Annotated in this window: 17 protein-coding genes; 7 read left to right on the plus strand and 10 right to left on the minus strand. The window is 68.9% G+C overall.

Annotated elements, in window-relative coordinates; all coding sequences use genetic code 11:
* Positions 1-47: 47 nt before the first annotated feature.
* Positions 48-668, minus strand: a complete 621-nt coding sequence (locus OCL97_RS06600; protein ID WP_377368715.1) for a glutathione binding-like protein — start codon at positions 666-668, stop codon at positions 48-50.
* Between the two features lie 197 nt (positions 669-865).
* Here OCL97_RS06600 and OCL97_RS06605 point away from each other — a divergent pair, with 197 nt between their 5' ends.
* From OCL97_RS06605 to OCL97_RS06620, 4 genes are all read left to right on the plus strand, one after another.
* Complete coding sequence (locus OCL97_RS06605) at positions 866-1489, plus strand: TetR/AcrR family transcriptional regulator (RefSeq protein WP_377368717.1); 624 nt, start codon at positions 866-868, stop codon at positions 1487-1489.
* Positions 1490-1615: 126 nt separating this feature from the next.
* Positions 1616-2260 carry a glutathione S-transferase family protein gene (locus OCL97_RS06610; RefSeq protein ID WP_377368719.1) on the plus strand — a complete coding sequence of 215 codons (645 nt, stop codon included), beginning with the start codon at positions 1616-1618 and terminating at the stop codon, positions 2258-2260.
* 121 nt (positions 2261-2381) lie between these two features.
* Positions 2382-4667 carry an NADP-dependent malic enzyme gene (locus OCL97_RS06615; protein ID WP_377368721.1) on the plus strand — a complete coding sequence of 762 codons (2286 nt, stop codon included), beginning with the start codon at positions 2382-2384 and terminating at the stop codon, positions 4665-4667.
* A 149-nt stretch (positions 4668-4816) separates the two neighbouring features.
* Positions 4817-6124, plus strand: a complete 1308-nt coding sequence (locus OCL97_RS06620; RefSeq protein WP_377368723.1) for an Hsp70 family protein — start codon at positions 4817-4819, stop codon at positions 6122-6124.
* On the opposite strand, the gene OCL97_RS06625 is transcribed toward OCL97_RS06620, so the two are convergent.
* Positions 6121-10962, minus strand: a complete 4842-nt coding sequence (locus tag OCL97_RS06625; RefSeq protein WP_377368725.1) for an NAD-glutamate dehydrogenase — start codon at positions 10960-10962, stop codon at positions 6121-6123. The two genes, OCL97_RS06620 and OCL97_RS06625, sit on opposite strands and share 4 nt — an antisense overlap.
* Positions 10963-11163: 201 nt before the next feature.
* Positions 11164-12285: an AI-2E family transporter gene (locus tag OCL97_RS06630; RefSeq protein WP_377368727.1), complete on the minus strand. Its 1122-nt coding sequence runs from the start codon at positions 12283-12285 to the stop codon at positions 11164-11166.
* A 230-nt stretch (positions 12286-12515) separates the two neighbouring features.
* Here OCL97_RS06630 and OCL97_RS06635 point away from each other — a divergent pair, with 230 nt between their 5' ends.
* Positions 12516-14018: a helicase HerA-like domain-containing protein gene (locus OCL97_RS06635; RefSeq protein ID WP_377368729.1), complete on the plus strand. Its 1503-nt coding sequence runs from the start codon at positions 12516-12518 to the stop codon at positions 14016-14018.
* Positions 14015-15208, plus strand: coding sequence for an alanine racemase (locus OCL97_RS06640; protein ID WP_377368731.1), 1194 nt, complete (start codon positions 14015-14017; stop codon positions 15206-15208). Before OCL97_RS06635 ends, OCL97_RS06640 begins: the two co-directional genes overlap by 4 nt.
* A gap of 3 nt (positions 15209-15211) precedes the next feature.
* Here OCL97_RS06640 and OCL97_RS06645 read toward each other — a convergent pair whose 3' ends face one another.
* The 3 genes from OCL97_RS06645 to OCL97_RS06655 all read right to left on the minus strand — a co-directional run bounded on the left by OCL97_RS06645 (position 15212) and on the right by OCL97_RS06655 (position 19146).
* Positions 15212-15373, minus strand: coding sequence for a hypothetical protein (locus OCL97_RS06645; protein ID WP_377368733.1), 162 nt, complete (start codon positions 15371-15373; stop codon positions 15212-15214).
* A gap of 68 nt (positions 15374-15441) precedes the next feature.
* Complete coding sequence (locus OCL97_RS06650) at positions 15442-18147, minus strand: PAS domain S-box protein (RefSeq protein WP_377368735.1); 2706 nt, start codon at positions 18145-18147, stop codon at positions 15442-15444.
* 216 nt (positions 18148-18363) lie between these two features.
* On the minus strand, positions 18364-19146 hold the full coding sequence (locus OCL97_RS06655; RefSeq protein ID WP_304819456.1) for an SDR family NAD(P)-dependent oxidoreductase: 783 nt from the start codon (positions 19144-19146) through the stop codon (positions 18364-18366).
* Between the two features lie 60 nt (positions 19147-19206).
* On the opposite strand from OCL97_RS06655, the gene OCL97_RS06660 reads away from it, so the two are divergent.
* Entirely contained in the window at positions 19207-19626 is a 420-nt protein-coding gene (locus tag OCL97_RS06660; RefSeq protein WP_377368737.1) for a YkvA family protein, read from the plus strand.
* A 24-nt stretch (positions 19627-19650) separates the two neighbouring features.
* Here the strand turns inward: OCL97_RS06660 and OCL97_RS06665 are convergent, their stop codons facing one another.
* The 4 genes from OCL97_RS06665 to OCL97_RS06680 form a co-directional block, all read right to left on the minus strand.
* Positions 19651-20520 (minus strand): DMT family transporter, encoded by an 870-nt coding sequence (locus OCL97_RS06665; protein ID WP_304775710.1) that lies wholly within the window; start codon positions 20518-20520, stop codon positions 19651-19653.
* Between the two features lie 49 nt (positions 20521-20569).
* Positions 20570-21295 (minus strand): 2OG-Fe(II) oxygenase, encoded by a 726-nt coding sequence (locus OCL97_RS06670; RefSeq protein ID WP_305761090.1) that lies wholly within the window; start codon positions 21293-21295, stop codon positions 20570-20572.
* A 3-nt stretch (positions 21296-21298) separates the two neighbouring features.
* Complete coding sequence (locus OCL97_RS06675) at positions 21299-22153, minus strand: SDR family NAD(P)-dependent oxidoreductase (RefSeq protein WP_377368740.1); 855 nt, start codon at positions 22151-22153, stop codon at positions 21299-21301.
* A gap of 67 nt (positions 22154-22220) precedes the next feature.
* The gene (locus OCL97_RS06680) at positions 22221-23222 is read right to left on the minus strand and encodes an NADPH:quinone oxidoreductase family protein (RefSeq protein ID WP_305338349.1); all 1002 of its coding nucleotides are present in this window, start codon (positions 23220-23222) and stop codon (positions 22221-22223) included.
* Between the last annotated feature and the right edge of the window lie 56 nt (positions 23223-23278).

Below are 23278 nucleotides of genomic sequence, written 5' to 3' on the forward strand. Positions count from 1 at the left end.
ATCCCGGCTCTCCGCTTCGCTGCGGCCGGGATGACGTAGTGGAAAGCCTACGCCGCCTGGAAGAGCCCCATCTCCTCCCGCATCGCGCGGGCCACGTGGGGCCTTGCGGTGACTCGGGCGTAGTAGGCGGCGACATTGGGCCAGGTCGCCAGGTCGATGCCGACGAACGGGGCCCAGTTGAGGACGGCGGTCAGGTAGGCGTCGGCGACGCTGAAGCGGTCCAGCAGGTAGTCGCGGCCCGTCAGGTGGGCGTCGAGATAGGCCAGGCGGCCGGGCGCGGCCTCCCGCGCATAGGTCTTGGCGCCGTCATTGGCCTTGGGGCTCAGCAGGGGCGTGAACACCGTCTTGTGCAGCTCCGAACCGATGAAGCTGAGCCACTGGGCGAGGCGCGAGCGCTCGATGCCGCCGGCCGGGGCGAGGTTCGCGCCCGGAAACTGGTCGGCGATGAAGGGCAGGATGGCGGCGTTCTCGGTGAGAACGTCCCCGCTGGGGGTCCGCAGCGCCGGAACCATCCCCTTGGGATTTATGGCGCGGTAATCGGCGCCGTCGGCGGTCGTCTGGGTCTTGGTGTCGACCCGCTGGAGGGCGACGGCGCTCTCCGCGCCCGCCTCATAGACGGTGATGCGCGAGGCGAGCGAGCAGGCGAGGGGCGAGAAGTACAGGTCCATGACGGCCTCCGGTTGGTTGATTTAAGTACCGTCTGATACAAAATAAAAGGCGTCAATAATTTCGTGCGAGATGGTACAGAAACGAGTTCATGCAGCGGGTGATTTCCTCAACCGTCGCGCGGTCGAAATACCCGCTGGCGCCAGGCATTAAAGTCCTTAACGGTAGTAAATTAATCGCCTCAGGGATTTGATTCGAAGTGGTACAGATAGAGCCCCGTCCGCGCGGCCGTCCGCGCACCTACGATCCCGCCGTGGCCCTGGACCAGGCCCGCGCCGCCTTCTGGAACACCGGTTATGCGGCCACCTCCCTGGATGACCTCTCCGCGGCGACAGGCCTGAACCGGCCCAGCCTCTACGGCGCCTTCGGTGACAAGAAGGCGATGTATATCCAGGCCTTGGAGAAATCCCGGGCCGAGATCAACGTCAGCCTCGCCGCCGCCTTTGCTCCCGAGGACCACCTGCGCACAGCGCTGACCCGGGTGTATGAGGCGACGGCGGCCATCTACATGCGCGGCGAGGCCGGGCCCCGCGGCTGCTTCCTGATCGGAACGGCGGTGACCGAGGCGGTGGATGATCCTGACGTCCGCGCCGTGCTCGCCGCCGCCCTGGCCGAGATCGACGCGGCCTTCGAGGGCCGCATCCGCCGCGCCATGGAGGTGGGGAACCTTCCCGGCTCCAGCGACGCGGCCGGCATGGCGCGGGTGGCGACCGGGGTCCTGAACGGCATGGCCGTCCGCGCCCGGGCCGGCGGCGACCTTGCGACCCTGCGGGCCATGGGAGCCTCGGTGGTGGACCTGATCTGCGGCCGCGCGGGGCGGTAGCCTCATCCGCGCCTCCCGGCGAAGGCTGCGATAAACGGTAGGGGCTGCCGCTGGCTTCAGGTCCCAAGCGCAACTATGAACACCCCCGCAGCGCGCCCGCTTCGAAGAGGCGCCGAGGAACACGTCATGAAGCTCTACTCCGCCGAACTCTCGCCCTTCGCCGCGCGCCCGCGGGTTGCGATCTACGCCAAGAACCTGCCCGTGGAGATCCTGGCCCATCCGGCGGACCTGAAGAGCGCCGAGTACCTGGCGATCAATCCCATGGGCAAGCTGCCGGCCCTGGTGCTGGACGACGGTACGGTGATCCCGGAGAGCGACACCATCGTCGAATACCTGGCCGACGCCTATCCGGAGGCCAAGCTGCGCCCCGCCAAGCCGGCCGACATCGCCCGCGGCCGGCTGATCGCCCGGGTGGCCGAGCTCTACGTCATGGCCTCGGGCAGCGCGCTGTTTGGGCAGATGAACCCCGCAGCCCGGGACGCCGCGGTGGTCGACGACGCCTTCGTCAAGCTGGAGAGCGGCCTGGAGCATCTCAACGTCTTCATGACCGAAGACACCTATGCGGTGGGCGACAGCCTCACCACCGCCGACTGCGCCCTGGTCCCCATGCTGATGTTCGTGGGCGTGTTCGGCATGGTGTTCCGCAAGGGCGACCTGCTGGCCCCTCATACCAAGGTCGCCGCATATTGGAGCCGTGTGCAGGCCGAGCCGGGCGCGGCCAAGGTGCTGGGCGAAATGCAGGCCGCGCTGGCGGCCCGCCGCGCGGGCTGATTTCGCCCGTACCTCGCCCGGCCGAGCTTTGCGCCGCGGCAGGTTGTTTCAGGGCGCCGGCCTATGTAGGTTGGCGCCCTTCCGTTCCCGAGACCTCAGCGCCCAAGGACACGCTCCCCCAATGAGCGACGAAAAACGCACCTTCACCGATGAGGAAGCCCTCAGCTTCCACCGGGACCCGACGCCCGGGAAGATCGCCATCGTGCCCACCAAGCCGATGGCGACCCAGCGCGACCTCAGCCTGGCCTACTCGCCCGGCGTGGCGGTGCCGGTCCTGGCCATCGCCGAGAACCCGGAGCTGGCCTACGACTACACGTCGAAGGGCAACCTGGTGGCGGTGATCTCAAACGGCACGGCGATCCTGGGCCTGGGCAATCTGGGAGCCTTGGCCGCCAAGCCGGTGATGGAGGGCAAGAGCGTGCTCTTCAAGCGCTTCGCCGACGTCGATTCCATCGACATCGAGGTTTCCGCCACCGATCCCGACGAGATCATCACGGTGGTCAAGAACATCGGGGTGACCTTCGGCGGCATCAATCTCGAGGACATCAAGAGCCCCGAGTGCTTCCGCATCGAGACCGAGCTGCAGGAGCTGCTGGACATCCCGGTGTTCCACGACGACCAGCACGGCACGGCCATCATCTCCTGCGCGGGCCTCATCAACGCCTGCCACATCACGGGCCGCGAGCTGAAGGACGTCAAGGTGGTGCTCTGCGGGGCCGGGGCGGCGGGTATCGCCAGCCTGGATCTGATGAAGGCCATGGGGGTGCGCAGCGACAACTGCATCGCCGTGGACAATACCGGGGTGATCTATCGCGGCCGCACCGCGGGCATGAACCAGTGGAAGTCGGCCCACGCCGTCGACACCGACGCCCGGACCCTGGCCGAGGCCCTGGTGGGCGCCGACGTCTTCCTGGGCCTGTCCGCGAAAGGCGTCCTGACCCAGGACATGATCATGCAGATGGCGCCCAATCCGCTGATCTTCGCCATGGCCAATCCCGATCCGGAGATCCTGCCCGAGGAGGTCCACGCCGTGCGTCCCGACGCCATCGTCGGCACCGGGCGCAGCGACTATCCCAACCAGGTCAACAACGTCCTGGGCTTCCCCTACATCTTCCGCGGCGCGCTCGACGTGCGCGCCCGCCGGGTGAACCTGGAGATGAAAATCGCCTGCGCCAACGCCCTGGCTCAGCTCGCCCGCGAGGACGTGCCCGACGAGGTGGCGGCGGCCTATCACGGCCAGCAGCTGAAGTTCGGCCCGCAATACATCATCCCCTCGCCGTTCGACCCCCGGCTGATCTGGTACATCCCGCCCTTCGTGGCGCAGGCGGCGATGGACTCCGGCGTCGCCCGCAAGCCGATCGAGGACATGGACGCCTATCGGGCTTCGCTCGCCCAGCGCCTCGACCCCACCGCGGCCTTCCTGCAGAAACTGCAGGGCACGGTGCAGGCCTCGCCCAAGAAGAAAATCGTCTTCGCCGAGGGCGAGGAGCCCAGCGTGATCCGCGCCGCCTACGCCTTCCAGAACGCCGGCCTCGGCCAGGCAGTGCTGGTGGGCCGCGAGGACCTGGTGCGTGAGAACATGGCCGTTGCCGGTCTCGATCCCAAGGACACCGGCCTGGAAATCATCAATGCCCGGCTGTCGGACAAGAACCCGGAATATGTCGACTATCTCTATAGCCGCCTGGCGCGCCAGGGCTTCCTGAAGCGCGATGTGCAGCGGCTGATCAACCAGGACCGCAACTCCTTCGCCGCCTCCATGCTGGCCCTGGGCCACGCCGACGGCATGGTCACCGGTGTCACCCGCTCCTACGACCAGGTGCTGGAGGAGGTGCTGCAGGTGATCGACCCGCTGCCGGACGGCCGGGTCATGGGCATGAGCGTTGTGCTGGCCAAGGGCCATACCCTGTTCATCGCCGACACCAACGTCACCGAGATGCCCGAGGCCGACGAACTGGTGGAGATCGCCCTACAGGCGGCCCGCACCGTGGCGACCCTGGGCTACACCCCCCGGGTGGCCTTCATGTCCTATTCCACCTTCGGCAACCCCATGGGGCAGCGCAGCGAGAAGGTGCGCGACGCCGTGGCCATGCTCGACGAGATGGACGTGGACTTCGAGTACGAGGGCGAGATGCCGCCGGAGCTGGCGCTGGATCCGGCCAGGCGGGTCAACTACCCGTTCATGCGCCTGACCGGTCCGGCCAATGTGCTGATCATGCCGGCCATCCACTCGGCCGCCATCTCCACCCAGCTGGTGCAGGCTGTCGGCGGGGCGACGGTGATCGGCCCCCTGCTGCTGGGCCTGTCGAAGTCGGTGCAGATCTGCCCGCTCTCGGCCTCGGTCAGCCGCATCCTGCAGATGGCCACGGTCGCCGCCTATGAGCAGGACCTGATGGAGGCTCAAACCTGATGTGTCGGGCCGGCCTCACGAACTAAGCGGGTCGTGCGCCGTTGGGTGGGTGGCGATCCGTCGTCTCTCACCCGCCGAAGCGTGACAGCCTGAAGTGGATGCCGGTTCAGGCGCCCGTCACGCGACAAAGCAAAGACGGAGCGCGCGCCATGGCCGGTACGATCGGCATCGATTTCGGCACCACAAATACGGTTGTGGCCCTGGCCGGCGACGCCGGGTCCGCGGCCCTGGTCAACTTCCCGGCGCCGGAGGGGGAGCTCTTCGCCTTCCGCTCGGCGATCAGCTTCCACGCACCGCCCGACCGGCCCAACGACCGCACGGTGGAGGCGGGCCCCTGGGCCATCGAGGCCTATGTCGAGGACCCGCTGGAGACCCGCTTCATCCAGTCCTTCAAGAGCTTCGCCGCCTCGGAGAGCTTCACCGAGACCCAGATTCTCGGGCGGCGCTACCAGTTCGAGGACCTGCTCTCGGCCTTCCTGCTGAAGATGCGCGACCACGCGGGGGCGGGGCTCGCGGAATTGCCCGACCGGGTGATCGTTGGCCGGCCGGTGACCTTCGCTGGCGGCGCGCCCAATCCGGAGCTGGCCCTGCGGCGCTACGAGACGGCCTTCGCGCGGCTGGGGTTCAAGGAGATCCTCTACGCCTACGAGCCCGTCGGGGCCGCCTTCTTCTTCGCTCGCGAGCTGAAGGAGGACGCCACGGTGCTGGTGGGCGACTTCGGCGGCGGCACCAGCGACTTCTCGATCATTCGCTTCTCCCGCCAGGACGGCGAGATCCAGTCCACCCCGCTGGGGCGGTCCGGGGTCGGTGTGGCGGGGGACGCCTTCGACTACCGGATCATCGACCATCTGGTGTCTCCGGAGCTGGGCAAGGGGACCAGCTACACCTCCTTCGGGAAGACCCTGCCGATCCCCAACCGCTACTATTCCACCTTCGCCCGCTGGGACCAGCTGGCCCTGATGCGGGCCAGCCGCGATATGCGGGAGATCCGCAAGCTGGTGCGCGAGGCGGTCGAGCCCGACAAGATCGCCCGGCTGGTGGAGACCCTGGATGAGAACTACGGCTACCTGCTGTACCGCTCGGTGAGCCGGCTGAAGGAGGCTCTGTCGCGGGACACCAGCGCTCAGTTCCGCTTTGAGGCGGGCAGCATCGAGATCGTTCGCGACGTCGAGCGGACGGAGTTCGAAGCCTGGATCGCCCCCGAGCTTGGCCTGATCGAGACCGCCGTCGACGAGGCCCTGGCCGAGGCCGGGCTGCAACCGGGGCAGATCGACCGCATCTTCCTCACCGGAGGCTCGTCCCTGGTGCCAGCGGTGCGCGCCATCTTCCATCGCCGGTTTGACCCTGCGCGGATCGAGAGCGGCAGCGAACTGGAATCCATCGCCTCGGGCCTGGCGCTCATGGGCCGGGAACGGGACCTGGACCGCTGGTGCCGCCGGGCGGAGCTTTCGGCCTAGGCCTTCCTCTCCGCCGTCGCGCTCGCCGCCAGTTCGCGCAGGGTGGCGTTGGCGATGGTGAGCTTGGCGAAAGTCCAGCCGCCGCCGGCCGCCTCGATTTCGGCGATGGACTTGGCGGCGGCTTCGGCGGCGTCGCGGCGCAGGGCGGTCCACGACGCGATGGCCTTGCGGGCGGCTTCTGGGGTCTCTCCGGCCTGGGGACTGGCGGCGAAGGTCATGATCGACCGGGTCAAAACCGCCTGCTCGGCCAGCAGGTCCTCCAGCAGGCGGCGCACGGCGGTGCGCTCGAAGGCGTCGCCGGCCGTGAAACCGCCCGCCGCGGCACGCAGGCGGTCGAAGGCGAAGACCGCCCCGGTCTGGTGATAGAGGCGCGCCACATTGGGCAGAGCCCAGGACGAGGCCTCGGCCAGGTCCACCAGATCCACCGCGGTGGTGAGCGGCTGCAGGTTGGCCACCTGGGCGGCCAGGGCTTCGGGCGCCCCGGCCTCCACCAGCTTGGCGATCTGGGCTTTGGTGCGGGTCTGCTCCACCTCCGACAGCACCTGGGGTCCAAGCTTGCGCAGGATCGCTGTGCCGGGGCCGTAGCGTTTGATCAGGTCTCCCACACCGGCGCCGGTGCGCCCGGCCCGGCGCGCCAGCCAGAAGGTCTCGCCGCGCAGGGTGAAGGCCAGGCGGCGGAACAGGGCCATCTGGCCCGCGGCCGGGGTCTGGCCCGGGATCTTGGGATCCAGGGCCGCCACCGCGTCCCAGAGGGCGGGCAGGTCCAGCACCGCCTTGGCGGCCTCGTAGCCCGCCACGAAGGCGCGCAGATCGCAGGAGGCCGCCGCCATCAGCCGCGAGGGCAGGCTGGGTCCGCAGCGGTTGACCACATCGTTGGCCACCACGGTGGCGATGATCTCGCGGCGCAGGCGGTGCTTGCGCAGGGCGTCGTCGTACTTGCTCAGCGCCTTGGGGAAATAGCCCTCCAGCACCGCCTCGAAGTGCGGGTCGTCGGGCGCGCGGGAGGCGACGATGTCATGGGACAGCTCCAGCTTGCCATAGGCCAGCAGGACGGCTTCCTCGGGCCGCGTCATGCCCAGGCCGGACTCGGCGCGGGCGGCGAGGACCGCGGCGTCGGGCAGGCCCTCCACCGTGCGGTCCAGGCGGCCGGCGAACTCCAGGGACAACATGAAGCGGGCGTGGGGTTCCAGCTCGCCGGCGGCGTCCAGGTCCATCAGGGACAGGGCCAGGGTCTGGTCGTAGTTGTGGGCCAGGACGTGGGCGGCCACGTCATCGGTCATCGACTTCAGCAGCTTGTCGCGCTTGGGACGGGTCAGAACGCCTGTTCGTTCAAGAATCCCCGTGGCGATCTTGATGTTGACCTCATGGTCGGAGCTGTCGACCCCGGCGGAGTTGTCGATGGCGTCGGTGTTGATCCTGCCGCCCTTGAGGGCGAACTCGATACGGCCAGCCTGGGTGAAGCCTAGGTTCGCGCCCTCGCCGACGACCTTGACCCGCAGGTCGGCGCCATTGACCCGCAGGGCGTCGTTGGTCTTGTCCCCCACCTCCAGGTGGCCCTCGGTGCGGGCCTTCACATAGGTGCCGATGCCGCCGAGATAGAGCAGTTCGGCCGGCGCCCTCAGGATGGCCGAGAGCAGTTCGGCCGGGGTCGCGCTGTCGGCGTCGATCTCGAGCATCGCCCGGACCTCGGCGGAGAGCGGGATGGACTTCAGGCTGCGGGGGAAGACCCCGCCACCCTTGGAGATCAGCTTGCGGTCGTAGTCCTCCCAGGAGGACCTCGGCAGCTCGAACAGACGGGCCCGCTCGGCGTAGCTTGTCGTCGGGTCCGGATCGGGATCCAGGAAGACGTGGCGGTGGTCGAAGGCCGCCAGCAGCCGGGTGGCGGGGGACAACAGCATGCCGTTGCCAAACACGTCGCCCGACATGTCGCCAACGCCCACGACGGTGAAGGGCTCGGTCTGGATGTCCTTGCCGAGCTCGCGGAAGTGGCGCTTCACCGCCTCCCAGGCGCCCCGCGCCGTGATGCCCATCACCTTGTGGTCGTAGCCCGCCGACCCGCCGGAGGCGAAGGCGTCCCCCAGCCAGAAGCCGTAGGACTCGGCGATGCCGTTGGCGATGTCGGAGAAGGTCGCGGTGCCCTTGTCTGCGGCGACCACCAGATAGGGGTCGTCGGCGTCGTGGACCACGACGTACTCAGGGTGGATGACCTTGCCGTCCGGGGTCAGGTTGTCGGTGATGTCCAGCAGGCCCTGCAGGAAGGTCGTATAGGCCCGGATCCCCTCGGCGCGCACGGCGTCGGCCGTCCCGCCCTTGGGAAGCTGCTTGGGATAGAAGCCGCCCTTGGAGCCGACGGGGACGATGACGGCGTTCTTGGTGTTCTGCGCCTTGGCCAGGGCCAGGACCTCGGTGCGGAAGTCATCGCGCCGGTCGCTCCAGCGCAACCCGCCTCGGGCCACCGGACCGAAGCGCAGGTGGACGCCCTCCACATGGGTCGCCCAGACGAAGATCTCGCGGAACGGCTTGGGCAGGGGGAGGTCGGCCAGCTCGCCCGACGCCACCTTGAAACTGATGTAGGGCTTGGACGATCCGTCGGCATTGGGCTGGTAGTAGTTGGTCCGCTTGATGGCCCCCACCAGCAGGGCCAGGCGCCGCAGCACCCGATCGTCGTCCAGGCTTTCGACGAGCTGGAGGGCCTCGATGATCTCGGCCATCACCGCGTCAGCCTGCGTCTGGCGGGCCTCGAGCCCCGCCTTGATGGCCGGATGGAACTTGGTGCGGAAGAGATCCAGGATCAGGCGGGCGACGCCGGGGTGGTTGGACAGCGCCTCTTCCTGAACCCGCTGGCTGGGATCGAGCCCCGATTGCTGGCGGTGACGGGCCAGGGCGCGGATCAGGGCGGCGTCGCGCCAGGTGATGGAGAGTTCCAGCACCAGCCGATTGAAGCCGTCGTTCTCGGTCTTGCCGCTCCAGACGGCGACGAAGGCGTATTCAAAGGCGGCCTTCACCTCGGAGAAGACCAGGTGTTCGCCGCGCTCGTCGTTCAGCTCGAAGTCGTGGACCCAGACGGGCGGGGCGCCGGCGCGGGTGACGGGATAGCCTGTCTCCACCATGGCCTTCAGGCCCATGTTCTCGAGGATCGGCAGGACGTCGGCGAGCGGAGCTGGCGCTCCGGGGCGGTAGAGCTTGAACCGGAACTGGGTCTTGCCGTCGGAGGCCCGCCGGTAGGCGCGGACACGGACCGGCTCGTCGGCCTCCAGGCTGTCGATCACCGCCAGGTCGGCCAGGGCCTCGGCGGCGTCATAGCGGTCGCGGTAGCCGGCGGGATAGGCTTGGGCGTAGCGGGTCAGGATATCGGTGACGTCGGCCGTCGCGCGGCCACTGGCACGGACGGCGGCGTCGAAGCGGTCCTCCCAGGTGCGGCTGGCCGCGGCGATCTGGCTTTCGACCGCCTTCAGATCGGGTTCCAGATGGGCGCCGGGGGTGAAGCCGATGATGAAGTGGACCCGGGCCAGGGGCGCGTCGGAGAAGTGAGGATAGTAAGCCGAGACACGGCCGCCATAGGCGCGGGCCAGCATCTCGCCAGCCTTGGTCCTCAGCTCTGAATCGTAGCGCTCCCGGGGCACGTACAGCAGGATCGAGGCGAAGCGGTCATAGGGATCGCGGCGTTCGAACACCCGCACGCGCGGTCGGTCATAGAGGTGCAGGACGGCCAGAGAGGTCGCCAGCAGGTCAGCCTCGCTGGCCTGGAAGAGCTCGTCGCGGGGGTGGTTCTCGACGATGTTGCGCAGGCGCTTTTCGTTGTGGCCGCCCGGGGCGGCGCCCGCCTTGGCGAGAATGTGAGCCACCTTGGCGCGCAGCAGCGGCACGTCGTGGGCCGGTTCGTCATAGGCCTCGGAGGTGAACAGGCCGACGAAACGGATCTCGCCGCAGGGCTTGCCGTCGGCTCCGTACCGCTTGACCCCCACATAGTCCATGTACCCGCGCCGATGGACCCGGGAGCGAACATTCGACTTGGCCACCGTCACCGGCGGATCGGTCATCCGCGAGCGGATCTGGGAGGTGAGGACCGCGGGCTCCGACGAGCGGCGCAGGACGGTGCGCTCGGGATCGCGCAGCACGCCCAGTCCATCTTCCGGCTGATAAAGGGGTTCCTCGGGCGCGTAGTCGCCGTTCTTCAGGCGGGGGTACTCGTAGACTCGGGCGCCGAGATAGACGAAGTGCTCGTTGTGCAGCCAGGACAGGAAGGCGACATCCTCGTCGCGCACCTCGCTCTTGGGCGCCGCCTCCAGTTCGGAGATGGCGCGCGCCATCAGGGCCAGCATGGCGGGGAAGTCGCCGACCGCGACCCGAACGTCGGCCAGGGTGGTCTTCAGGCCGGCGATCAGGGCGGCCTCGCGGTCCTCGCCCACGGTCTCCAGCACGACCTGGATCATGGATTCCCGGCGCAAGGGGCCCGTCTCGCTCCTTGCGCCCTTGCGGTCGCGCGCGACGCTGACCACGGGATGGAACATGGCCCGCACCGACAGGCCCTGGTCGGCGATCTCGCCCATGACGCTGTCCACCAGGAAGGGGGTGTCGTCCTGCACGATCTCGAGTCGGTCGAGGCCCGCCTCCCCGTGCACCAGACGCATCGTCGGCGCCTTGCTTCTGCGGGTCTCAGCGAAGGCCCAAAAATCGGCCAGCGCCACGGCCAGCTCCTCGATCTGCAGCTCGGGCAGTTCGTCCGGGGCCGCGTCGGCGGCGGCCTGGTCGATGAAGGCTCTGCTGGCGCCGTTTTCCGGCGTCAGGGCCAGGAACGCCTTGGTGAGGGCGTTGGCGGACTTCGAGCGACGGGTCATCGGCGGGCTCCGGACACGAGAACGCCGCCGGAGGAGAGTGTCCGGCGGCGCCTTGTTCCGCCTGGGGGGGGTGGCGGAACACTCGGTCCTCGTGGCGCCCGGGGGCTGAGAAAGCGGGCGTCGAGGTGTCGGGTCTTGCCCGAGCCACACTCAGATAGGCATTGAATGGCCAAGTTTAAGACCCTGGTCTTGCGGCCCGCCTCACGCTTGCGTGACGCCGCGGCCGCGTTTCGGTTTCGGCGTTTCGTCAGGCGCGAGGCCCTGCTTTCGGTCTCGCAGTTTTCCAGGCTCCCCATCGGCCGACAACAGCACGGCGACCCAGCGGGTTCCGTCGAACTGGGCCAGGATCACCATGGCCATCACCGTCAGAGGCGTGGACAGGAACATGCCGGCCACGCCCCAGATCGCGCCCCAGAAGGCCAGGCTGAGGAGGACCACCACCGGGTCGATGTTCAGGCTGTCGCCCTGCATGCGCGGCAGCACCACGTTGCCGACCACGAACTGGATGAGCTGCAGCACCCCCAACAGGACGATGGCGGGCCAATAGGGCTCGAACTGGATCAGGGCGAAGAGGGGTGGCGCGAGAATGCCCACCGCCCCGCCGATGATCGGGATGTAGGAAGCGATGAAGATCAGGAAGGCCCAGAACACCGCGTTGTCGAGGCCGATCACCGCCATCACCAGCCAGGACCCGCCGGCGATCATCAGGCCGGTGACGGTCTGGACCCAGAGGTACTGCTCCACCCCGTCACGGATGCGCTGGAAGGCCTCCAGGGCCTCGTGGCGTCGGGCCCGGTTGTCGGACATGCCCACCATCTTGCGCTCGAAGGCGTGCCGCGAGGCGATGATGAAGCCCAGATAGATCAGGATGAAGAGGGCGTTGGAGGCGAAGCCCTGGACGCCCCGGGCCACGTCGCCGAGGTACTTGCTGGGGTCGAGCCGGCGGAAAAGCTGGTCGATAGTGGGCGCCACGTCGATCCCGGCCACTGTGGCCACCTGGGCGATCAGCGTGTTGAGCTTGGGCACATAGGTCACAAGCTGGGTGGCGAAGCTGGCCCCGTTGTCGGCGATGACGAACAGGGCGGTGCCGAACAGCAGGATCGAGACCGTCACCGCCAGAGGCATGGCGGCGCGGGTCGGCATCCAGGGGAGCCGGCGTTTCAGCACCCGAGCGAACCCGTCGATGACGATGGCCAGGAACATGGCCATGGCCGGGGGGGTGAGGATGTCGGCCAGCCAGTAGATGGTGGCGCCGCTGGCGATCACCGCCAGGATGACGAGACAGGTGCGGGAGACGTTGGTGGTCGGTTCGGCGGCGGGCATGGGGCCGACTGTCCTCGGGGTCGCGGGCGTCGTCAATGACGGTGACCTCTAGCCTGATTTTCCGGGGACGATGGTGCGTTCTTCGCGCGAATCACCGCGCAAGCGGCAAGGCTGGGCCAGATCAGACCGGATCGGCGAAACAATCTGGCCCGGTGCGATTGTTTGCGCTTGGGCGTGGATGCGGCGCGCGGCTGACGATAGCGTGGCCCCCGAATTCCAAGGAGCATTCCATGGCCGACGACGGCGTCCTGATCGGGTTTTCCCACCACCTCGAGACCCTGCGGCTGGACCGCGCCAATCGCCACGGCCTGGTGGCCGGGGCCACGGGCACGGGCAAGACAGTGACCCTGCAGGCCCTGGCGCAGGGTCTGTCGGACGCCGGGGTGCCGGTCTTCGCCGCCGATGTGAAGGGCGATCTCTGCGGCATCGCCGCGGCCGGGACCCCCAATGAGAAGATGCTGGCCCGGGCCAAGGTGATGAACCTGGAGCTGCGCCCGGCCGCCGCCCCGGTGGTGTTCTGGGACCTGTTCGGCGAGCAGGGCCACCCGATCCGCGCCACGGTTTCCGAGATGGGCCCGCTGCTGATCTCCCGCATGCTGGAGCTCAACGATGTCCAGGAAGGCGTGCTCTCCGTCGTCTTCCGCGCCGCCGACGAGGAGGGCCTGCTGCTGCTGGACCTGAAGGACCTGCAGGCGGCGCTCACCTACACCTCCCAGAACGCCAAGGAACTGGGCGCCCGCTACGGCAATGTTTCCACGACCACGGTGGCCACCATTCAGCGCAAGCTGCTGACGCTGGAGGACCAGGGGGGCGCGAACCTGTTCGGCGAACCGGCCCTGCGGCTCTCGGACCTGATGCGCACCGACGGTTCGGGGCGCGGCTATGTGAACATCCTGGCGGCCGACAAGCTGATCGCCAGCCCGAGGCTCTACGCCACCTTCCTGCTGTGGCTGATGAGCGAACTTTTCGAGGAGCTGCCGGAGATCGGCGACCCCGACAAGCCGCGTCTGGCCTTCTTCTTCGACGAGGCGCACCTGCTGTTCCGCGACGCCCCCAAGCCGCTGCTGGAAAAGGTGGAGCAGGTGGTGCGGCTGATCCGCTCCAAGGGGGTCGGAGTCTATTTCGTCACCCAGAACCCGGCCGACATCCCCGAGACCGTGCTGGGCCAGCTCGGCAACCGGGTGCAGCACGCCCTGCGGGCCTACAGCCCCCTCGACCAGCGGGGCCTGAAGGCCGCCGCCGACAGCTTCCGGACCAACCCGGCCTTCGACACCGCCGAGGCGATCCAGGCCCTGGGGGTCGGGGAGGCCCTGGTCTCGGTGCTGGACGAAAAGGGGGCGCCCACCATGGTGCAGAAGACCCTGATCCGGCCGCCCGCCTCGCGGCTTGGCCCCCTGACTCCGGCTGAGCGCGCCGCGGTGATGGCGGCCAGCCCGGTGCGCGGCCTCTATGACGAGGCCCAGGATCGTGACTCGGCCTTCGAGAAGCTGGCGGCGCGCGCAACGGCCGCGGCCGAAGCCGCTGCGGCCCCGCCGGTACAGACGCGCCGGGCTGAGCCCACGGCGCCCTGGGGAGATGAGCCCCCGCCCGTCCGGCGCCCGGCGGCGCGCGCCTCGAACCGCCAGTCCATGGGCGAGACCTTCGCCAAGCAACTGCTGCGGACCGTGGCCAGCACGGCGGGCCGCGAGATCATGCGCGGCCTGATGGGCGGCCTGAAGCGGAGCCGCCGATGAGCGCCGAACGTCCCCTGGAGGTCATCGCCGCCGATCTTGGCGCCCTGGCCGAGCGGCCATCCACCGCCCTCTCCCTGGCCCTGATCGGCCAGCCGGGCTCGCGCTGGCGGATACCGACCCCGGCCGGGGTCATCGACCTCGACGCCTTCGACCGCAACGTCGCGCGCATGGCGGCCCGGGCCAAGGCGGCGGGTCTCGCCCTGCGGCCCCACGCCAAGTCCCACAAGTGCGCGGCCCTGGCCCGGCGACAGATCGCCGCCGGCGCCGTGGGGGTCTGCTGCGCCAAGCTGGGGGAGGCCGAGGCCCTGTCGGCGGCGGGGATTCGCGGCATCCTGATAACCTCGTCCCTGGCCGGCGCCCCCTCGGCGGCGCGGGCCGCGAAGCTGGCGGGGCTCGACCCGGACTTCGCCATCACCGTCGACCACCCGGACGGCGCCACCGAGATCGGCCAGGCGGCGCAGGCCGCAGGCGTCACGGTGCGGGTGGTCATCGATGTCGATCTGGGCATGGGCCGCACGGGTGTCGCCAGCGTCGAGCAGGCCGTGGCGGTTGGGGCGGCGCTGGCCGCCCAGCCCTCGCTGAAGCTCATCGGGGTGCAGGGCTACGGCGGTCACTGGCAGCATATGAGCGGGGCCAACGCCCGCACCGCCGCCGTGGCCGACGGCATCGGCAAGCTGTCGGAGGTGGCGTCGGCCCTGAGGGCGCAGGGCCATGAGATCACGCTGATGACCGGCGGCGGCACCGGGACCTTCTCGGCCGACGCGGCCCAGGGGGTGCTGAACGAGATCCAGGCCGGCTCCTACGCCTTCATGGACCGGGAGTACCGCGAGGCGTTGGGATCTGACGAGGACGGGGCCTTCGAGACCAGCCTGATGGTCCAGGGCCGGGTGATCAGCGCCAACGCCGAACGCTGGGTGACGGTGGACGCCGGCCTGAAGGCCTTCGCCACCGACGGGCCGATGCCCGAGCCCCTGGGGGAAGGGTGGGCCGGCTCAAGCTACCGGTTCTTCGGCGACGAGCACGGCATGGTCACGCGGCCCCGGCACAGGACCGTGGCGAGGGGCGAGCGGTTGGAGTTCACCGTGCCGCACTGCGACCCCACGATAGACCGCTACGACCTGCTGCACCTGGTGCGAGGCGACGCGCTGGTGGATCTTGTTCGGGTCGAGGGACGCGGCGCCTCGCAATAGGGGCTATTTCGGCTTGTCGGCCGGGGCGTCCTTGAAGGCTTCCTTCACCTCGTCCTCGGTGATCCGCGCCTTGGGATCGCCCGGCTGGCCGAGGTTCTGTTCCTCGGTGCCGTCGCCCATCACGCCGGGCTGGGTGCCATCGTTCTTCTGTTGGCCTTGAGTCATGGTGCGCGCCTTTCGAGGTCGGTTATCCGGGGACAACGTTCCCTGGCCGCGCTTGTTCCGTCGGGGGCCTAGGTAGAGACCCTGGCCAGGGCGTCGCGCACGGCGGCGCTGAGTTGTTCGGCGCGGAAGGGTTTGCGCACCACGGGCCAGGTGATCTCTGTCGCGCCATTGGCGAACTGGTCGCCCGCATAGCCGGTGGTGAGCACGATAGGCAGGTCGGGGCGATGGGCGTGGGTCCAGCTCGCCAACTCCACGCCGTTCATGCCGCCGGGCATGACGATGTCGGAGATCAGCAGGTCGAAGGCCTGACCCGTTTGCAGGCGGGCCATGGCCGAGGGCCCGTCGATCTCGGTGGTGACCTCGCAGCCCATCTCCTGCAGCAGGCTCTCGGTGACGGCGCGGACCGCCGCGTCGTCCTCCACCAGCAAGATGGCGGTCCCCGCCGCCCAGCTGTCGTCGGTGACTGGCCGGACCGGGTCGACGCTGGGAACCGCGTCGATGGCGGGGACGTAGAGGGTGACCGTCGTTCCCTCGCCGGGGCGCGAGTCGATGGCCACCGCGCCGCCGCACTGGCTCATGAAGCCGTAGACCTGGGCCAGGCCAAGCCCCGTGCCCTTGCCGACTTCCTTGGTGGTGAAGAAGGGCTCGAAGGCGCGCTGCATCACCTCCGGGCTCATGCCGGCCCCGGTGTCGGAGACGCTGACCGCCACGTGCTCGCCGGCCGAGGCGCCGGAAACCTCGCCGTCCGCCAGGGTCACGCGGCGGGTGTGGATGTTGATCCTGCCGCCGCCCTCCACGGCGTCGGCGGCGTTGACCACCAGGTTCAGCAGGGCGGCCTCGAACTGGGCGGGGTCCAGGCGGGTTGCGCCGACGCCGGCCTCGCAGTCGACGGTCAGCTCGATGGCCTCGCCCACAGCGCGGCGGACCAGGGGCTCGACCTGTTCGATCAGGGCGCCGACATCCATGACCTCCAGCTTCAGCTCCTGGCGGCGTGAGAAGGCCAGCAACTGCCGGGTGAGGCGCTCGCCGCGGCGGCCGGCGGCCAGGGCCGCCTCCGACAGGCGCTTGACCCGGGCGGTGTCGGCCGGGTTCTTGAGGATCATGTCGAGGCCGCCGATCACCACGGTCAGCAGGTTGTTGAAGTCATGGGCCACCCCGCCGGTCAGCCGCCCGACGGTCTCCAGGCGTTGGGCCTGGGCGAGCGCCGCCTCGGCGCGGGCGCGTTCCTCCAGGCTGGCCTCCAGTTCGCGGGTGCGTTCGGCGACGCGCTCCTCCAGATGGCGACGGGCCTCGACGATCTCGGTGATGTCGGAGGAGGAGCCGAACCAGCGGCGGATCGAGCCGTCCTCCTCGCGGACGGCCGAGGCTCGGGTGGTGAACCAGCGCCAGACCCCGTCATGGCGGCGCAGGCGATGCTCGAGGTCGAAGGGCAATCCGCCCTGGATGGCCTGGGACCAGGCCGCCCGCAGGTCGTCGCGGTCGTCGGGGTGGACGGCGTCCAGCCAACCCTCGCCGGTGTGGGCGGCCGCCTGGACGCCGGTGAAGGTCACCCACTGCGGGCTCAGATAGTCGAAATCCCCGTCGGGGCGGGCTGACCAGAGCAGCTGGGGCAGGGAGTCCACCAGGGCCCGGACCCGGGCCTCGCCGCCCCGCAGCTGGGTCTCGGCCGCCTTGCGGTCGGTGATGTCCGAGCAGGACCCGATATAGCCCAGGAACTTGCCGTCCCGGTCGAAGCGCGGCGCCGCGGCCTCGTCGATCCAGCGGTAGACCCCGTCGTGGCGCAGGATGCGGTATTCCAGCCGGGCTCGGCTTCGGGCCGCGAAGTGCTCGTCATAGGTGGCCAGGACGCGCTCGCGGTCCTCCGGGTGAACCTCCTCCAGCCAGCCGCGGGCCAACTCCTCCTCCATGCGCCGGCCGGTGAAGGCCAGCCAGGAGGCGTTGAACCAGATGGCGCCCATATTGACCCCGCTCATCCAGATCATCACCGGGGCGGCGTTGGCGATGTGCTCGAACTCGTCGCGGCTGCGGCGCGCCTCTTCCTCGGCCCGGCGCTGGTCGGTGATGTCGTGGAAGTTGACCGCCAGGCCATCGTCCAGCCGCATGGCGCTGGAGCGCATCCAGCGTTCCTGCCCGTCGATGACGCGGCGGACGTCCAGTGCGTCGGGAACGCCGTTGTCGAGCGCCAGGCGCAGGCGTTCGATCATGTCGCTGGCCGTCTGGCCGGTGAAGACCTCGCTCACCCGACGCCCGGTGAGGCCCTGGCCTCCAGGCGCCATGCGGTTGGCGGCGGGATTGGCGTAGGTCCATCTGAAATCGGCCACCTGGCCCGCCTCGCGGACCGGCTCCATGATCACGAAGCCGTCCAGGGCCTGTTCCTGGAAGACGCGGAACCGCTCCTCCGCCGCCGCGCCGCGCAGGATGGCCACATGGATGGCCTTGGCGATGAGCACGGTGAGGCCCGCGGTGACGACGAACAGCAGGAGCTGAACGTGCTGCGACCGCCAGGTCTCCTCCAGGGTGGTCTTGGGGATCCATAGCAGCCAGACCGCGCCGGCGCTCAGGGCCGTGGCCAGCAGCCCGGCCCGCAGCCCAGCCACCAGGGTGGCGAAGAGCACGGCGGGGAAGAAGGCCATGAAGTTGGGGGGCGAGGTCATGACCAGGCCGGCCACGGCGCGCACCAGCACGGCCGCGGCGACGGCGGCGAGCGCCGCCGGATAGCCGACGAGAGGGCGCTCGATCGCGACTGCGAAGCGCTGCGCCCACCGACCCATCATAACGCGACAATGCCCCCACTCAGGGTTCGTGTCATACCGAACCCCTAACCGGAGGGAACGTAAAGCGTGGCTTCAGGTTCCCTCCGCCGCAGGGTGTTCCGCCTAGAGCATTTTCCGATAAGTGTGAAACGGTTATCGGATCGAAAAATGCTCTAACTTTTTGAATTGGCGCCCTTTTTATCCGATCTGATTGAAGCAATCAGATCGGAAAGGGCTCTAGCGCGGAGCCATCCGGATCGCGCCGTCCAGGCGGACGTCCTCACCGTTGAAATAGCCGTTGGTGATCATGGTCAGCGCCAGTTGGGCGTAGTCGTCGGCTTGGCCCAGGCGCTTGGGGAAGGGCACTGAGTTGGCCAGGGCCTGCTTCACCGCTTCCGGGGCGCCGCGCATCAGCGGGGTGTCGAAGATGCCGGGCAGGATGGTGTTGACCCGGATGCCTTCGCTGGCCAGGTCGCGGGCGATGGGCAGAGTCATGCCGACCACGCCGCCCTTGGAGGCCGAATAGGCCGCCTGGCCCATCTGGCCGTCCTCGGCCGCCACCGAGGCGGTGTTGACGATGGCGCCGCGCTCGCCGTCCTCGAGGGGCTCCAGGTCCAGCATGCCCTTGGCCGACTTGGCGATGCAGCGGAAGGTGCCCACCAGGTTGATCTGGATGATCAGGTTGAAGGCGTCGAGGGGGAAGTGCTTGGTCTCGCCGGTGGCCTTGTCGCGGCCGGCGGTCTTGATGGCGTTACCGGTGCCGGCGCAGTTGACCAGGATGCGCTCCTGGCCGTGGGCGGCGCGGGCCTTGGCGAAGGCCGCGTCGACCTCTTCCTCCGAGGTGACATTGCACTTGCAGAAGACGCCGCCCACTTCTTTTGCGACTTCTTCGCCCTTGGCTTCGTTCATGTCGAAGATGGCGCACTTCACGCCCTGGGCCGCGAGTTGGCGGACCGTGGCTTCGCCGAGGCCCGAGGCGCCGCCGGTCACAACCGCGGCGATAGAGGAATTGAGTTTCATGGACGCGTCGCTCCCGGTTCTGTTTAGATCAGATCTTGTTTCCCCCGAGGCTTTAGCCCGATGAGCTCCAAGTCAAAAGCGTCACCCAACGTCAATGCCGACGGTTTCGACCCAAGGTCCGAGGTCGACCCCAAGCGCGCCCTGGTCCCGGCGGTGCAGAAGGTCAATGAGCAGCGGGTGGCGGAGGGCTTCTGGCCCAAGTTCCGCAAGGTGGCGGCCAAGATCCCCTTCGCCGACGACGCCCTGTCGGTCTGGTACTGCGCCCGCGACCCGGCGACGCCGAAGGCCGCCAAGGGCCTGATGATGGCGGCGCTGGCCTATTTCGTCCTCCCCACCGACGCGCTACCTGACATCCTCGGCGTGATCGGCTTCACCGACGACGCGGCGGTCTTCGCCGCCATGATGGCGGTGGTGGGCAAGAACCTGAAGCCTCGGCACCGCGCGGCGGCCAAGGGTTTCCTGGAGCGGATGGGGCGGTAGGTCGCCCCGGTTCCCAATGACGACCTAGACGGGCTCCACCAGCGCCGCCGCGGCCATCTTGGCCTTGCTGGTCACGTGCTCGCGCCAGGTGATGAAGAGCGTGGAGACCACCACCACGGCCGCGCCGACGATGGTCCAGATCCCCGGGACCTCCTGGAACAGGGCAAAGCCGACGATCACCGTAAAGACCAGGCGGATATAGTCGATGGGGGCCATGGCGCCGGCGTCGCCGATGGACATGCCCTTGATGTAGCAGCCCTGGGTGATGGTCCCCAGCACGCCCATGGCCGCCAGCAGGGCCAGGTCGACAGGCTCTGGCCAACGCCAGGTCAGGAAGGCGCCGGGCACGGCCAGCACCAGGCCGAGCGTCGCCGACCAGACCAGCAGCACCATGGGGGCGTGATCGCGCGTCATCACCTTCATGCCGGTGATGGTGAGGGCGAAGAGGAAGGACGAGGCCAGCATGGCCATGGCCGGCAGGCCGATGACGAACTCATCGCCCCCGCCGGGGCGCAGCATGATGAGGACACCCAGGAAGCCGACGACGGCGGCCCCGATGCGCAGCGGACCGACCGGCTCGCGCACCACGAAGAAGGCCAGCGGCACCAGCCACAGCGTGCGGGTGAAGGACAGCGCATTGGCGTCGGCCAGCGGCATCTTCTGGAAGGCGTAGAAGGAGAGGATCATCCCCACCGTGCCGGCCGCCGAGCGGAAGATCAGGATGCCGGGCCGGGTGGTGGCGAAGGCCGCGCCGCGGTGCTTGAGGATCACCGGCAGCATGATCAGGAAGCCGAAGAACTGCCGGTAGAAGGTCTGCAGCGAGGCGGCGTAGTCGTCCCCCAGATATTTGATCAGGGTGGTCATGGCGGTGAAGCCAAGGGCCGAGGCCACCATCCACAGGGCGCCGTGCAGGTTGGGGGACAGGCCGGGCTTGGCCGGGGCCTCAGCGCTCACGAATCCACCCGGTGATGGAGAGCCGCTCCGCGCCCGCGAAGCTGGCGACCTGGGTCACCGCGTGCTGCTGGGGGACGCGGAAGATGTTCAGGGCGTTGAAGGTAGGCGTATATGCCTCGCTGACATGGCCGTCGGCGTCGTGGAAGGCCAGCAGTCCACCCCAGTCGGGCCGCCAGGCCGGCGTGAAGTTCAGCACCATGGCGTAGAGCCGCTTCTTGCCCGCCACGTCGTCGTCGTGGGCGGTGAGGAAGTCGCCGGGCCGGTAGCGGGTGGCCTGGGCGTCGGCATAGGCGCAGCGGGGGTCGCCGGTGAGGGTGCGGATGAAGGCCAGGAACCCCTCGCTGTTGATCAGATCATAGACCGCCTCGAGGGGCGCCAGGGCGCCGCCGGTGCGCTGGCCGGCCTCCATCAGGTCCGAGAGCCGCCAGGCGTCAAACTGATACTGGAAGCCGGTCTTGCCCCCCTCCAGGATCGCCGCCTCCAGCTCCGCCCGGCGCTCGGGCGGCATGGCGGCCAGGGTGTCGAGGGCGATGTCGTAGCTCTTTCCCGAGGCGGTCAGGGAGCGGTGGTAGGGCGCGGCGAGCAGGGCCGCGTGGATCGCCTGGGCGTCCCGGACCGGAAGGATCCCAGGCAGGTGCAGGCGGCCGAAGCGCTCAAAGGCCGGGCGCAGCCTGGCGGGGTCGAGTCCCCGGCTGAGTTGCAGCGCCCGGGCCAAGCCTCAGGCCGTCGCGCCGGGCAGGGCGTCGCCGAACAGGGCCGCGAAGGGCGAGCCGGCGGTGGCGTCCCACGAGTGGCGGCCGCCGACGGTGATGCCGCCGTCCACCACGATGTGGGTCCCCGACACAAAGGCCGAGTCGTCGGAGGCCAGGTAGAGGGCGGCCTTGGCGATGTCCTCTGGCATGCCGGCCTTGGGCACCGGCTGCACCTTGGCGGCGTTGTCGGCGACGCGGGCGGCCATCTGGTCGGCCACCTCGCGGGGCAGGCCCAGGGAGGCGCCGAAGATCGAGGTGGCGATCAGGCCCGGGCAGATGGCGTTGACGCGGATCTTCTGCGGCGAGAGCTGGGCGGCGGCGGCGCGGCTCATATGGATGACGCTGGCCTTGGCGCTGGAATAGGCGATGGGGCCCCAGCCGGCTTGCAGGCCGGCGATGGAGGCGGTGTTGATGATCGAGCCGCCGCCCCGCTCCAGCATCAGGGGCACGGCGTGCTTCATGCCCAGCGCCGGGCCGCGCACCAGGACATCGAAAATCCAGCTCCAGCCGTCGGCGGTGATCTCGGCGATGGAGGTCATCCGGTCGGAGATGCCGGCGTTGTTGAACAGGATGTCGAGGCCGCCGAATTCGCTCTTGGCGAGCTTCAGGGCGGCCTCGATGTCGGCCTCCTGCGTCACGTCGCAGTGGGCGTAGGCGACCTTGCCGGGGAAACGCTTCTCCAGCATGGCGCCCTTTTCGTCCTGGATATCGGCGGCGACGACGGACGCGCCCTCGGACACGAACAGCTCCACCGTGCCCAGGCCAATGCCGGAGGCGGCCCCGGTGATCACCGCCACCTTGCCCTCAAGACGTCCCGCCATTGCGCTCTCCCCTTATATGATCGGCGATCACTAAAGCGCGGTGGTCGCCGCGTCGAGAGGCGCCGGCCTAGTCGACCGTCACCACGACCTTGCCCATGGCCTTGCGGCTGCCCAGGTGGGCGATGGCGTCGGCGCCCTTGGAGAGCGGGAAGCGCTCCGACACGTGGGGCTTCACCTTGCCCTGGGCATAGAGCTCCAGCAGCTCCTCCACCGACTTGGCGAACAGTTCCGGATTCTTGGTGGTCCAGGTGCCCCAGAAGACGCCGACGATGTCGCAGCCCTTGAGCAGGGCTAGGTTCAGCGGGATCTTCGGGATGTCGCCGGCGGCGAAACCGATCACCAGATAGCGGCCCTCCCAGGCGATGGAGCGCAGGGCGGGCTCGGCATAGTCGCCGCCGACCGCGTCATAGATCACGTCGAAGCCGTTCTCGCCGCCGGCTTCCTTGAAGAGCGCGCCGAGCGCCTTCTGGCCGTCGCGGTCGAAGGGGCCGCGGCCATAGACGACGCCCGCGTCGGCGCCGTGCTTGATGGCCAGGTCGCATTTCTCCTGGGACGAGCAGGCGGCCACGACGCGGGCGCCCATGGCCTTGCCCAGCTCCACGGCTGACAGGCCGACGCCGCCGGCGGCGCCCAGGACCAGCATGGTGTCGCCGGCCTTCAGGTGGCCGCGATCCTTCAGGGCGTGATAGCTGGTGCCGTAGGTGAGGATGAAGGCCGCCGCCACGTCGTGGGGCATGCTGTCGGGGATATGCCACAGACGGTTGGCCGGCAGCAGGACCTCTTCGGCCAGGCCGCCCCAGCCGGTGTTGGCGAGAATACGGTCGCCGACCTTCACATTGGTGACGCCCTCGCCGATCGCCTTGACCACGCCCGACAGTTCTCCGCCGGGGGAGAAGGGCCGGGGCGGCTTCATCTGGTACTTGTCCTCGATCATCAGCACGTCGGGGAAGTTGATCCCCACGGCCTTGGTGCTGATCACGGCGAAGCCGGGACGGACTTCCGGGGAGTCCACATCCTCGTAGGACAGGGTCTCAGGGCCCCCGGTGGTCTTGCTCAGCAGCGCCTTCATCATCGTCTCCCGGACATCGTTTTTCGAAAGTTGGCGGACGCTAGCGCAGCCCTTCC

Source organism: Phenylobacterium ferrooxidans (assembly GCF_042714595.1).
Classification (GTDB): Bacteria; Pseudomonadota; Alphaproteobacteria; order Caulobacterales; family Caulobacteraceae; genus Phenylobacterium; species Phenylobacterium ferrooxidans.